The organism is Microbispora sp. H10836, from assembly GCF_012999525.1.
Taxonomy (GTDB): domain Bacteria; phylum Actinomycetota; class Actinomycetes; order Streptosporangiales; family Streptosporangiaceae; genus Microbispora.
In genome coordinates, this window is record NZ_JABBWU010000003.1 from 96987 (window position 1) to 109624 (window position 12638).

Here is a 12638-nt window from a genome sequence, read left to right on the forward strand (position 1 = left end):
GAGCCTGATGGCGACCTCGCAGTCGCAGATCGTCGCCGACCGGCTGACCGCGCTGACCGGCCGGGAGGTGGAGCTGGTCGGGGTCACCACGTTCGGCGACGTGTCCCGGGCCCACCTGACCCAGCTCGGCGGCACCGGCGTGTTCGTGAACGACCTGCGCGGCAGGCTGCTCGCGGGCGAGGTCGACTTCGCGGTCCACTCGCTGAAGGACCTGCCGACCAAGCCGGACGAGCGGATCGCGATGGCGGCGATCACGCGGCGGGACGACCCGCGCGACGCGCTCGTCGGCCCGGTCAAGCTGCACGACCTGCCCGCCGGGGCCCGCATCGGCACCGGCTCGCCGCGCCGGGTGGCCCAGCTGCGGCTGCTCCGGCCGGATCTCGAGTACGTCCCCATCAGGGGCAACGCGGAGACCCGCATCGGCAAGGTGACGTCGGGCGAGCTCGACGCCATCGTGCTGGCCGCCGCGGGGCTGGTCAGGATCCGCCGCGACGGGGAGATCGCCCAGGTGTTCGAGGTCGACGAGATGCTGCCCGCTCCCGGGCAGGGCGCCCTCGCCGTCGAGTGCCTGTCCGACCGCGACGACCTCATCGAGCTGCTGAACGCCGTCGACGACCCGCCGACGCGGGCCGCGGTGGACGCCGAGCGCTCGGTGCTCGCCGCCCTCGAGGCCGGTTGCGCGGCCCCGGTAGGTGCTTTCGCCTCCGGTGACGGGCACATTCTCAATCTGACCGCCACCGTCGTCGGCGTCGACGGCGCACGGTCGGTGCGCAAGTCCACCTCCGGACCCACTTCGACGGCCGTGGAGATGGGCCGCGATCTCGCGGCAGCCATGATCGCCGAGGGGGCCGACACGTTGATGGGGGAGCAGGCCCGTTGAGCCCCGCGAATCACAGCACTCAGACCCGGTCCGGGTTCGTCGCCTTCGTCGGCGCCGGCCCCGGTGACGAGAACCTGCTCACGTTGCGCGGCGCCGACCTGCTGGGCAGAGCGGACGTCGTCGTGCTCGACCGGCAGGCGTACGGCGCGCTGCTGCGCCACTGCCGCGAGGACGCGGAGGTCGTCGACATCTCCGCCGACGCGGCGGAGAACTCGGTGTCGCTGAAGACCATCCAGGCCGCCAAGGCGGGCCGCACGGTCGTGCGGCTGTGCTCGGGCGACCCGTCCTTCTTCTCCTCGGTCACCGACGAGGTGGCCGCCTGCGCCAAGGCGGACGTGGACTTCGAGATCGTGCCGGGCGTGCCGCCCGCCACTGCCGTGCTGACCTACGCCGGCATCCCGCCGGCGGCGTCGGTGCCGGAGTTCCGGATCGTGGACGCCGCGCAGGTGGACGACTGGGCGAAGCACGCCGCGTGCGAGGGCACGCTGGTGATCTACAACGGCGTCGCGGACGCCGTCCCGATCGGCAAGGCGCTGATCGCCGGCGGCAAGCCCGACTCGACACCGGTGGCGGTGACCAGCGACGGTACGACCACCGAGCAGTACACGGTGGTCTCCACGCTCGGGCGGCTCGGTCCCGACCTCAAGCACGCCGGGATGACCGAGCCCGCGCTGATCGTGGTCGGCGACGCGGTCGGCATGCGCGAGCGCCTGTCCTGGTTCGAGACCAAGTCGCTGTTCGGCTGGCGGGTCCTCGTGCCGCGCACCAAGGAGCAGTCCAAGGGCCTGTCGGAGCAGCTGCGCTCGTACGGCGCGGTGCCCGAGGAGGTGCCGACGATCTCCGTCGAGCCGCCGCGCACGCCGCAGCAGATGGACCGCGCCATCAAGGGCCTGGTCACGGGCCGCTACGAGTGGGTCGCCTTCACCAGCGCCAACGCGGTCAAGGCGGTGCGCGAGAAGTTCGAGGAGTACGGCCTGGACGCCAGGGCCTTCGCCGGGCTCAAGGTCGCCGCCGTGGGCGAGGCCACCTCGCGGGCGCTGGTGGAGTTCGGCGTGAAGCCCGACCTCATGCCGACGGGCGAGCAGTCGTCCGAGGGCCTGCTGGCCGAGTGGCCGCCGTACGACTCGATGCTCGACCCGATCAACCGGGTGCTGCTGCCGCGGGCCGACATCGCGACCGAGACGCTGGTGGCGGGCCTGACCCAGCTCGGCTGGGAGTGCGACGACGTGACGGCCTACCGGACCGTGCGCGCCGCGCCGCCGCCGGCCCCGATTCGCGAGGCGATCAAGGGCGGCGGGTTCGACGCCGTGCTGTTCACCTCGTCCTCGACCGTGCGGAACCTCGTCGGCATCGCCGGCAAGCCGCACAACGTCACGGTGATCGCGGTCATCGGGCCGCAGACGGCCAAGACGGCCGAGGAGTTCGGCCTGCGGGTCGACGTGATGGCCGACCACCCGTCCGCTTCGGCTCTCGCGGCCGCGCTGGCGGACTACGGTGCGAAGATGCGGCACGCCGCGGTCTCGGCGGGCGAGGTGCCCCGCCGGCCGTCCCAGATGCGCAGGGGCGCACGACGGCGCGTGAAATGAACCAGATCGCATACGGCCCGCGGGAGACGATCCCGCGGGCCGGCGCGATCACGAGCGGGGAGACCATTGTGAACGCCCAATACCCGGTGGCACGGCCCCGGCGGCTGCGCCGTACCGCCGCGATGCGCCGGATGGTCGCGGGGACGCGGCTGCACCCGGCCGAGCTCATCCTGCCGATGTTCGTCAAGGAGGGCATCGCCGAGCCGCAGCCGGTGAGCTCCATGCCCGGGGTCGTCCAGCACACCCGCGAGTCGCTGCGTAAGGCGGCCCACGAGGCGGCCGAGGCCGGCGTGGGCGGGATCATGCTGTTCGGGATTCCGGCGCACAAGGACGCCCGGGGCTCCGGCGCCGACGACCCCGACGGCATCGTCCAGGTGGCGCTGCGCGACCTCGCCTCCGACCTGGGCGACGCGCTCGTGCTGATGACCGACACCTGCCTGGACGAGTACACCGACCACGGCCACTGCGGCCTGCTGACGGCCGACGGCGAGGTGGACAACGACGCGACGCTGGAGCGGTACGCGTCGGCCGCGGTCGCGCAGGCGGCGGCCGGCAGCAGGATGATCGCGCCGAGCGGCATGATGGACGGCCAAGTGGGCGCCATCCGCGCGGCCCTCGACGCCGAGGGCTTCGCCGAGGTCCCGATCATGGCGTACGCCGCCAAGTACGCCTCCGGGTTCTACGGGCCCTTCCGCGACGCCGCGGAGTGCGCGCCGCAGTTCGGCGACCGGAGCGCCTACCAGCAGGACCCGGCCGGCCCGATCGGCGAGGCGCTGCGCGAGGTGCGCCTCGACCTGGCCGAGGGCGCGGACGTCGTCATGGTCAAGCCGGCCCTGGCATATCTGGACATCCTGCGGCAGGTGCGCGACATCGTGGAGGTGCCGGTCGCGGCCTACCAGGTCAGTGGCGAGTACGCGATGGTCGAGGCGGCCGCGGCCAACGGCTGGATCGACCGGGAGCGAGTGATCATGGAATCGCTGATCGCGATCCGCCGCGCCGGAGCCGGCATGATCCTCACCTACTGGGCCACCGAGGTCGCCCGCGGACTATCCTGACACCTCATCAGGGGGGTCCTGCCGCGCCGCGACCGGCCAGAAGGCATTATCAGGTACGTACCGCGTGCATCTTGCGTATCCGCAGGAGGGCGGCGGGGACGCTTGTGGGGAGGAGCGCCATGGTGGGGGTACCGCTGGCCCGACGTGCGAAACGGCGTGCGCATCACGCGCCGCGGAAGTTGACGTCGGTGCTCGAATACGCACAACTGGGCTGGGCGAGCTGTATGGGCGCGCATCCGCTGAGCGAGGGGGGCAGGGCGTGCTCCTGTGACCGGGTCGGCTGTCCCGACCCCGGGATGCACCCGCTGTCGCCCGCGTGGCAGATGCAGGCCACGACGGACACCGCGCTGCTCACGCGGTGGTGGAAGCAGGATCCGGACGCGAACGTGATCCTGCCCACCGGCAGGGTGTTCGACGTGTTCGACGTACCGGCCTCGGCGGGCCGTCCCGCCCTGGCCGCGATGGACGCCGCAGGCTTCGACACGGGCCCGGTCGCCGAGAACGGCGACCGGGTGCTTTTTTTCGTGGCCACGCGAGGGGCGCCCGAGGACGAGGACGAGTGGTGGTCCTGCAGCCTGGACGCGGGACCCGAGACGATCGACAGCACGCCGGGACTGCGCTGGCACTGCCGGGACAGCTACGTGCTCGCGCCGCCGTCCACCACGCCCGTGGGCGGGGTCGTGAGCTGGATCAGGCCCCCTGACGGCCGTCCGCTGCCCGACCCGCTGCGCGTGCTCGACCTGCTCGCCGACTTCTGCGAGTAGTTCCCGGTACGGGCCCCGGACCGGATGGCCCGTAATCTGGAGGGCGTGACTCGCACGCAGACCTCCGAGGACCTGTTCGACCGCGCCCGCCGGATCGTTCCCGGCGGCGTCAACTCGCCGGTGCGCGCCTTCGGCGCCGTGGGCGGCACGCCCCGCTTCATGGCCTCCGGCGAGGGGCCGTACATCACCGACGTGGACGGCAACCGCTACGTCGACCTCGTGTGCTCCTGGGGCCCGATGATCCTCGGCCACCGCCACCCCGCCGTCGTGGAGGCGCTGGAGGAGGCCGTCGCGCGCGGCTTCTCGTTCGGCACCGCGACCGAGGGAGAGGTCCTGCTCGCCGAGGAGATCGTCTCCCGGGTGACCCCCGTCGAGAAGGTCCGCCTGGTCAGCTCCGGCACCGAGGCGACCATGTCCGCCGTACGGCTGGCCCGCGGGTTCACCGGGCGGGCGAAGGTCGTGAAGTTCGCCGGCTGCTACCACGGGCACGTGGACGCGCTGCTGGCCTCGGCCGGGTCCGGGGTCGTCACCTTCGGCCTGCCCGACACCCCCGGCGTCACCGGCGCCTCGGCCGCCGACACGATCGTCCTGCCGTACAACTCGGTGGAGGCGGTCGAGGAGGCGTTCCGCGGTTTCGAGATCGCCTGCGTGATCACCGAGGCGTGCCCGGCCAACATGGGCGTGGTGCCGCCCGCCGAGGGCTTCAACCGTCGCCTGCGCGAGCTGTGCACCGAGCACGGCGCGCTGCTGATCATCGACGAGGTGCTGACCGGGTTCCGCGTGTCCGCCTCCGGCTGGTACGGCATCGACCCCGTCGAGGCCGACCTCATGACGTTCGGCAAGGTCATGGGTGGCGGGCTGCCCGCCGCCGCGTTCGGCGGCCGGGCGGAGGTCATGGCCGCGCTCGCCCCCGAAGGGCCCGTCTACCAGGCCGGCACGCTGTCGGGCAACCCGCTCGCCTGCGCGGCCGGGCTGGCCACGCTGCGCGCCTGCGACGACGACGCGTACGACCGGATCGACGCGTCCGCCCTGGTCATCGGCCGGGCCGCCTCCGACGCGCTGGCCGCCGCCGGGGTCCCGCACCGCCTCCAGCGGGCCGGGAACCTCTTCTCGATCTTCTTCACCGACACCCCGGTCACCGACTTCGACTCCGCGCGCACCCAGAACGCCGACGCGTACCGCGCGTTCTTCCACAGCATGCTCGACCAGGGCGTCTATCTGCCGCCGTCGGCGTACGAGGCGTGGTTCCTGTCGGCCGCCCACGACGACGCGGCGCTCACGCAGGTGGCCGAGGCCCTGCCCCTGGCCGCCAAGGCCGCCGCTCAGGCCGCCGGCGTCTGAGTCACTTCACGCTCGTGCTCGGCGCCCGACGGGCGCCGAGCACGAGGAGCAGCGAAGCCGCCGTCAGCGCCAGGCCGTACCAGACGACACTCGTGACGCCCAGGTGGTCGACGAACAGCCCGCCGAAGAGCGCCCCGAGCGCGATGGACGTGTTGTAGGCCATGGTGTTGAGCGACATCGCGGCTCCGAAGGTGCCGGGCGCGGCGGCCTGGGTGATGTGGCGGGCGTGCGGCGTGAGATGCCCTTCGAGGTGTCGTCCGCCGGGTTCATGGTCGATCTGGTGCGTCAGGGGCTCGGCGTGGGCATGCTGCCGGCCGCGTACGCGCCGCGCTTTCCCGACCTGCGTGTGATCCGTCTTCGCGACGCTCCGACGCGGGTGGAGCACCTGGTCTGGGGCGACCTGCCGTCGCCGGCGGCCACGGCCTTCCTCGAGCTGCTACGCGCCGATCACGCGGAAAGCGGCTGAGCCTCCCGAAGGGCGCCGCCTTCCGGGCCTCACTTCACCAGCTGATCGAGATCCACCTCGACGGGGAAGGGCACCTGTACCGCCAGGCGCCCGTGGTGGATCCCGGTCGGCGTGTACGCGCCCGTGGCGGGGTCCCGTTCGTACACGTAGACGACGGGACGCTCGTCGTTCTCCTCCACCCGCCAGAAGTGCGGGATGCCCGCCTCGGCGTACCGCAGCGGCTTGAGCTTGCGATCGCGTTCCACCGACTCCGGGGAGACGATCTCGATCACGAGATGGACCTCTCGCGCCCGGTAAAAAGTGCGTGCATTGTCCGCTGTGGCCTCGGCGTCGATGACCATCACATCCGGGCAGGGCCGCGTCCGTTCCCCCAGCTTGACGTCCATGCGATGGACCGCCGCCAGATGGCTGGGAGCCTGGGCGTCGAGACGTTCGGTGAACGCTTGGACCAAACGCTGGTGCAACCGCTGCTGTGGGGCCATGAAGACGAGCGCGCCATCCAGCAGTTCGACGTGCTCGAAGAATCCCGGCTCGCCGTTCGGGCCCTCCGCAGGCAGGTGATCGAGGTCGTCCGCGGTCCACCCAGAGGGGGGCGGCGCCGGCCAGTACTCGAAAACGGTGCTCACGCTACGGACTGTAGGTCAGCGGGAGGCGGGGACGGGGGGTCTCGCGAGAGCCGTACGGGGGCGGGAGTTGGCGAACAGGAGGCCGGCGAGGATGAGGGCGCCCGCGGCGACCGTGAGGAGAGAGACCGGCTCGCCGGTGAACAGTGCGGCGGCGGCGATGCCGAAGACCGGCACGAGCAGGCTGTACGGCGCGACGACCGAGGCGTCGTAGCGGGCCAGCAGCCACCCCCAGACGGCGAAGCCGCCCAGGGTGGACAGGAACGCGGTGTAGAGCACGGCGCCCACGCCCTCGGCCGTGAACGACCCCAGCGAGGACGGCCCCTCGGTCGCCAGGGCCAGCGCCAGCAGGGGCGGCGCCGACACCGCGCTCACCCAGACCATGAACCGCAGGGAGTCGGGCGGTGCGGCCCTGCGGGTGGCGACGTTGCCGAGCCCCCACCCGGCCGCCGCGCCGACGCACAGCAGGAACGCGCCGAAGGGGATCGCCCCCGACCTCGCGACCACGTCGGCCGCGATCAGGCCCAGGCCGCCGAAGGCCACCGCCGTCCCGGCGATCCGGCGCCGCCCGAGCCGCTCGCCCAGCAGGGCGGTCGCGAACAGCGCGGTGAAGACCGCCTGCACCTGGAGGACCAGGGAGGTCAGCCCGGCGGGCATGCCGGCGCGCATGCCGAGCAGCAGCAGGCCGTACTGGGCGACGCCGAGCGACGCGCCGGTGGCCAGCACCCACCGCCAGGGCACGCGCGGCCCTCCGGCGACCAGCACGGCGGGGAAGGCGGCCAGCAGAAACCGGAGGGCGGCGTACGTCAGCGGCGGATAGTGCTTCAGGCCCGTCTGCATGACGACGAAGTTGAAGCCCCAGACGGCGGCGAGCGCGACGGCGAGAGCCAGGTGGCGGGGCCGCATGGATCAGGATGCGGCGATCAGCGCGAGGGGTGGCGGTCGCGGCTCTGCCTGGCCTGCCTGGCCAGGGTCTCGAGATAGGACGTCTGCTCGGAACGGACGGGCTTCGTGAAGAGTCGGTTGAAGATTCGCATGCCTATATCGTTGCATCGCTAAACAGTTGAGCGCAAACAAGTTTTTCTAAGCAGAACGGTTTAGACTGGCTACATGTTGGACCTCAACCGGTTGAAGGCCCTGCACGCCGTCGCGGTGTACGGCTCCGTCGGCGCCGCGGCCGAAGCGCTCATGGTCACCCCCTCGGCGATCTCCCAGCAGCTCGCCAAGCTCGAACGGGAGACCGGCGCCGTCCTCATCGAGCGCAACGGGCGCGGGGTGAAGCTGACCGACGCCGCCGGGCTGCTCGCCGACCACGCCGAGCGCATCCTCGCGCTCGTGGAGACGGCGGAGGCCGACTTCGAGGCGCTGCGCGGGGCGGTGGTCGGCAAACTGAACATGGCCGCCTTCCCCACCGCGGCCCGTGGCATCGTGCCGCGCGCCCTGACCGCGCTCAAGAGACAGCACCCCGATCTCGACCTGCTCGTCTACGAGAGGGAACCGGAGCGGCAGACCCGCGAGCTGGTGCGCGGCGACCTCGACCTCGCCGTCCTGCAGGACTGGCTCAACCGGCCGATGGCGCTGCCCGAGGGGCTGTCGCGTACGACGCTGCTCGACGACGTGGCCGACGTCGTCGTGCCGGCCGACCACCCCCTGGTGCGCGCCGACCGGGTGCGGCTGAGCGACCTCGCGGGCGACAGCTGGATCAGCTCGACCCCCGGCACGGTGTGTCACGACTTCCTGGTGTTCCTGCTGCGCTCCGAGGAGCGGGAACCGCGGATCGTCTGCATGGCCGACGAGTACCCCACCCAGCTCGCGCTGGTCGCCGAGGGCCACGGCTGCGCGCTGATCCCCCGGCTGGGCCGGGGACCGCTGCCCGAGGGCGTCGCCGTCCTGGCCGTCCAGCCGCCGCCGGTGCGGCGGATCTACGCGGTCTGGCGGACCGACGCCGCCCGTCGTCCCGCGATCCGCGCCGCCGTCGACGCGCTGCGCTCCGCGTGCTCCGAGCTGCCCGGCGGGTAGGCTGTCCAGGTCATGACAGAGATGACCATCGTTCACCTGCTCCGGCACGGTGAGGTTCACAATCCCCGTGGGGTCCTGTACGGCAGGCTGCCGGGCTACCACCTGTCCGAGACCGGCCTGCGGATGGCCGAGGTGGTCGCCAAGGCCGTCGAGGGCAGGGACATCGTCACGGTGTGGAGCTCGCCCATGGAGCGCGCCCAGGAGACCGCGGCGCCGTCCGCCAAGGCGCTCGGCCTGGAGGTGGCCACCGACGAGCGGCTGATCGAGGCGGGCAACGTCTTCGAGGGCCTGCGGATGGCCGGCAGCGACAACGTCTTCCGCGATCCGCGGTCCTACCGCCACTTCAGGAACCCGTTCCGTCCGTCGTGGGGCGAGCCGTACCGGGACGTCGTGGCACGCATGAAGGCCGTCGTGGACGACGCGCGGGCGGCGGCGCGCGGCCACGAGGCCCTGCTGGTCAGCCACCAGCTGCCCATCTGGATCATCCGGCTGGCGGCCGAGGGCAGGCGGCTGTGGCACGACCCGCGCCGCCGCCAGTGCGCGCTCGCCAGCCTCACCAGCCTGACCTTCGAGGGCGACCGGCTCATCAGCGTCGGCTACAGCGAACCCGCCGGGGCGCTGCTCAGGGCGTCCGGCACGCAGCCGCAGGGCGAGGCCGCGCTGTTCGACAAGGCCGGCGAGGCGCTCCCGGAGGTCCTGCAGGCGGGTCCGGAGGACGAGGAGACGCCCGGCCCGCGATCCGTCCCCGGCGTGTGACCCGGCGAACGGGGCACCCGCATCGCTCGGTAGGCTTACAGCTCTACCGGTTGTAGTGCAAGGAGAATCTCCTCCCGTGTCCGCCAAGCGCCCTTCCGCCACGCGCGTGACCGTCAAGCGTCTGACCGCGCTCGCCGCCGCGGCCGCGGCCGCGACGGCCCTCGCCGGCTGCGCGGGCGGCCAGGCGGCCCAGCCCCGCTCCGGTGACACGCGCTTCATCGCGGGGGACGGCCGCGTCGAGTTCTTCGCCGCCGCCCAGCGCCACAAGGCTCCCGTGGTCGAGGGGCAGACCCTCGACGGCGGCACGGCCACGCTGACCGCGGGCAAGGTCCACGTGCTGAACTTCTGGGCCTCCTGGTGCGCGCCCTGCCGTGCCGAGGCGCCCGTGCTCAAGGACATCGCGGCGACCACGAAGACCAAGGGCGTGGAGTTCCTCGGGGTCAACTTCAAGGACCTCAAGGCCTCCGCCCAGGCGTACGACCGCTCGGTCGAGCCCGGCTACCCGAGCATCTACGACCAGAGCGGCAAGGTGCTGCTGCAGTTCCAGGGCACGGTGCCGCCCGCCGCCATCCCCTCCACGCTGATCATCGACGCCCAGGGCCGCATCGCCGCCCGCGCGCTCGGCGCGGTCAAGTACGACGACCTGCTCTCGGCCGTCACCAAGGTGACCGATGAGTGACCTCGGCAGCACCGTCGCGACCGGGTCGCTGCTGCTGGCCGCGCCGATCGCCGCGGTCGCCGGGCTCGTGTCGTTCGTCTCGCCCTGCGTGCTGCCGCTGGTCCCCGGCTACCTGTCGTACGTCACGGGCATGAGCGGCGACCCGAAGCGCGGCCGGATGGTGCTCGGCAGCGCGCTTTTCGTGCTCGGGTTCGCGGCCGTGTTCGTGCTGGGAGGCGCGCTGTTCGGCGGCCTCGGCGCGGCGCTGCACGGCAACGCCGACGTGATCACCAGGGTCCTCGGGGTGGTGACGATCGTCCTCGGGCTGGCCTTCGTGGGAGTGATCCCCGGTCTCCAGCGTGACGTGCGCATCCACAAACTTCCGGCGGCCGGGATCGCGACGGCCCCACTGCTCGGGGTCGTCTTCGGCCTCGGCTGGACGCCGTGTATCGGCCCGACGCTGGCGGTGGTGATGACGCTCTCGGTGAACCAGGGCAGCGCGCTGCGCGGCGCCGCCCTCGCCTTCGCGTACGCGCTGGGTCTCGGCCTGCCGTTCGTGCTGGCGGGGCTGGCCTACCGCAAGGCGCTGCACACGTTCAAGGCGGTGCGCCGCCACACCCCGCTGATCACCAGGGTCGGCGGCGGCATGCTCGTGGCGGTCGGCCTGCTGCTCGTGACCGGGCAGTGGTCGGAGATCATCGTCCACCTGCAGGTATGGGTCGGCGGCTTCAGGCCGGTGATCTGATGAGCGCCCCCGACGACCTCGCGTCCGCCGTACGGGACGAGTCCGCGGCACAGGAGCAGGCCGAGCAGCAGGCGCAGGAGCGGACGAAGCCGGTCGGCCTGGGACCGGTCGGCTGGCTGCGCTGGGCCTGGCGCACGCTCACCTCGATGCGCACGGCGCTGATCCTGCTGTTCCTGTTCGCGCTCGGCTCGGTCCCCGGTTCCATCTACCCGCAGCGGGGAGTCGACCCGGCCAGGGTCGCGCAGTACTTCAAGGACAACCCCACCCAGGCCGAGTGGCTCGACCGGTTCTGGCTGTTCGACGTCTTCAGTTCGCCCTGGTTCGCCGCGATCTACCTGCTGCTGTTCGTCTCACTGGCCGGATGCGTGTTCCCGCGCGCGCTGGCGCACGTGAAGGAGATCCGGCGCCGCCCGCCCGCCGCGCCGCGCAACCTCCTGCGCCTGCCGCACAGCGAGACGCTCGACGGCGGCCTCACCCTGGAGCAGGCCGCCGCCACGCTCAGACGCAGGCGGTTCCGCGTGGTCACCGGCGACGGCTGGGTGGCGGCCGAGAAGGGCTACCTCCGGGAGACCGGCAACCTCCTGTTCCACGTCGCGCTGCTCGCGCTGCTGTTCGCCGTCGGCGCCGGAGGCCTGTACGGCTACCGCGGCAACGTGCTGGTCGTGGAGGGCGACGGCTTCTCCAACGCGGTGGCGGCCTACGACCGCTTCATGCCCGGCAGCCGGGTCAACGCCGAGTCGCTGGAGCCGTTCTCCTTCACGCTCAAGGACTTCCAGGCGACCTACGTGGCCGCGGGGGACAAGCAGGGCCAGCCGCTGGACTACCACGCCAGGCTGACCGTCCAGGACTCGCCGACGTCCGCGCCGCGCGAGGCGGACCTCAAGGTCAACGACCCGCTGGACGTGGACGGCACGCTGACCTACCTGATCGGGCACGGCTACGCGCCCACGTTCCGGGTGACCGACGGCAAGGGCCAGGTGGCCTACGACGGCCCGGTGCCGTGCCTGGCCGACGACCAGGCCACCTACACGTCCGAGTGCGTGATCAAGGTGCCGGACGCGCAGCCGACCCAGCTCGGGTTCCTGGCGCGCTTCCTGCCCACGACCGTGCCGAACGGCGACACGTGGGTGTCGGTCTTCCCCGGCGCCGCGAACCCGACCGTGCAGATCTTCCCGTTCGCCGGCGACCTCGGCCTCAAGTCGGGGCAGCCGCAGTCGGTCTACCAGCTCGACACCACGAACCTGAAGCCACTCGGGAAGATGTCGGCCCAGCCGACCCCGCTCAACGTGGGCGAGACCAAGGAGCTCGCCGACGGCGCCGGGAAGATCGAGTTCACCGGCGTGAAGGAGTGGATCAGCCTCCAGATCACCTACGACCCCGGCCGGGAGCCCGCCCTGCTGGCCGCGGCCGCCGCGGTGATCGGGCTCGTGCTGTCCCTCACGGTCCGCCGTCGCCGCGTCTGGGTCCGGGTGAAGGACGGGACGGTCACGGTGGGAGGATTGACCCGCACCGAAGGCGGCGGCGCGGCCTTCGCCGAGGAGTTCGCCCAGATCGTCGCGGCCCTGCGCGGCGGGCCCGACGGGTCCCCGGCCGAGCGGCCGGAGGCGACCGGGCCGGACAAGCCCGCCACGACCGAGCGCGGAGCGTCCACGCAGGACAAGCCCGCCACGACCGAGCCCGGGGCGTCCACGCCGGACGCGCCCACCGGAAACGCTGCGCCGGGCGGCCGCCCGGACGAGGAGTGA

General features: G+C 72.4%; 13 protein-coding genes and 1 pseudogene. 11 read left to right on the forward strand and 3 right to left on the reverse strand.

Annotated elements, in window-relative coordinates; translation table 11 throughout:
* The first annotated feature begins 7 nt into the window (after nt 1-7).
* The 5 genes from hemC to hemL all read left to right on the forward strand — a co-directional run bounded on the left by hemC (nt 8) and on the right by hemL (nt 5626).
* On the forward strand, nt 8-880 hold the full coding sequence (hemC, locus tag HHX30_RS07855) for a hydroxymethylbilane synthase (protein WP_211591782.1): 873 nt from the start codon (nt 8-10) through the stop codon (nt 878-880).
* A complete protein-coding gene (locus tag HHX30_RS07860) occupies nt 877-2466 on the forward strand; it encodes a uroporphyrinogen-III synthase (RefSeq protein WP_169980945.1) in 1590 nt (529 codons plus the stop codon). Before hemC ends, HHX30_RS07860 begins: the two co-directional genes overlap by 4 nt.
* 68 nt (nt 2467-2534) lie before the next feature.
* On the forward strand, nt 2535-3521 hold the full coding sequence (gene hemB / locus HHX30_RS07865; protein ID WP_311922236.1) for a porphobilinogen synthase: 987 nt from the start codon (nt 2535-2537) through the stop codon (nt 3519-3521).
* Between the two features lie 119 nt (nt 3522-3640).
* Nucleotides 3641-4285 (forward strand): bifunctional DNA primase/polymerase, encoded by a 645-nt coding sequence (locus HHX30_RS07870; RefSeq protein ID WP_169980947.1) that lies wholly within the window; start codon nt 3641-3643, stop codon nt 4283-4285.
* Nucleotides 4286-4309: 24 nt separating this feature from the next.
* On the forward strand, nt 4310-5626 hold the full coding sequence (hemL, locus tag HHX30_RS07875; protein ID WP_169980948.1) for a glutamate-1-semialdehyde 2,1-aminomutase: 1317 nt from the start codon (nt 4310-4312) through the stop codon (nt 5624-5626).
* A 1-nt stretch (nt 5627) separates the two neighbouring features.
* Here hemL and HHX30_RS07880 read toward each other — a convergent pair whose 3' ends face one another.
* Nucleotides 5628-5804 carry a hypothetical protein gene (locus HHX30_RS07880; protein WP_249349806.1) on the reverse strand — a complete coding sequence of 59 codons (177 nt, stop codon included), beginning with the start codon at nt 5802-5804 and terminating at the stop codon, nt 5628-5630.
* 48 nt (nt 5805-5852) lie between these two features.
* On the opposite strand from HHX30_RS07880, the gene HHX30_RS07885 reads away from it, so the two are divergent.
* A complete protein-coding gene (locus HHX30_RS07885) occupies nt 5853-6092 on the forward strand; it encodes a LysR substrate-binding domain-containing protein (RefSeq protein WP_311922206.1) in 240 nt (79 codons plus the stop codon).
* A 29-nt stretch (nt 6093-6121) separates the two neighbouring features.
* Here HHX30_RS07885 and HHX30_RS07890 read toward each other — a convergent pair whose 3' ends face one another.
* Nucleotides 6122-6718 carry a Uma2 family endonuclease gene (locus tag HHX30_RS07890; RefSeq protein WP_169980950.1) on the reverse strand — a complete coding sequence of 199 codons (597 nt, stop codon included), beginning with the start codon at nt 6716-6718 and terminating at the stop codon, nt 6122-6124.
* A 15-nt stretch (nt 6719-6733) separates the two neighbouring features.
* Entirely contained in the window at nt 6734-7621 is an 888-nt protein-coding gene (locus HHX30_RS07895; RefSeq protein WP_169980951.1) for an EamA family transporter, read from the reverse strand.
* Nucleotides 7622-7825: 204 nt separating this feature from the next.
* Here HHX30_RS07895 and HHX30_RS07900 point away from each other — a divergent pair, with 204 nt between their 5' ends.
* The 5 genes and pseudogenes from HHX30_RS07900 to HHX30_RS07920 all read left to right on the forward strand — a co-directional run bounded on the left by HHX30_RS07900 (nt 7826) and on the right by HHX30_RS07920 (nt 12638).
* Entirely contained in the window at nt 7826-8734 is a 909-nt protein-coding gene (locus HHX30_RS07900; RefSeq protein WP_169980953.1) for a LysR family transcriptional regulator, read from the forward strand.
* Nucleotides 8735-8746: 12 nt separating this feature from the next.
* Nucleotides 8747-9349, forward strand: a pseudogene (locus HHX30_RS07905) (histidine phosphatase family protein); the annotation flags it as partial.
* 217 nt (nt 9350-9566) lie between these two features.
* A complete protein-coding gene (locus tag HHX30_RS07910) occupies nt 9567-10169 on the forward strand; it encodes a TlpA family protein disulfide reductase (RefSeq protein WP_396703499.1) in 603 nt (200 codons plus the stop codon).
* On the forward strand, nt 10162-10893 hold the full coding sequence (locus HHX30_RS07915) for a cytochrome c biogenesis CcdA family protein (protein WP_169980957.1): 732 nt from the start codon (nt 10162-10164) through the stop codon (nt 10891-10893). Before HHX30_RS07910 ends, HHX30_RS07915 begins: the two co-directional genes overlap by 8 nt.
* Complete coding sequence (locus HHX30_RS07920; RefSeq protein WP_169980959.1) at nt 10893-12638, forward strand: cytochrome c biogenesis protein ResB; 1746 nt, start codon at nt 10893-10895, stop codon at nt 12636-12638. Before HHX30_RS07915 ends, HHX30_RS07920 begins: the two co-directional genes overlap by 1 nt.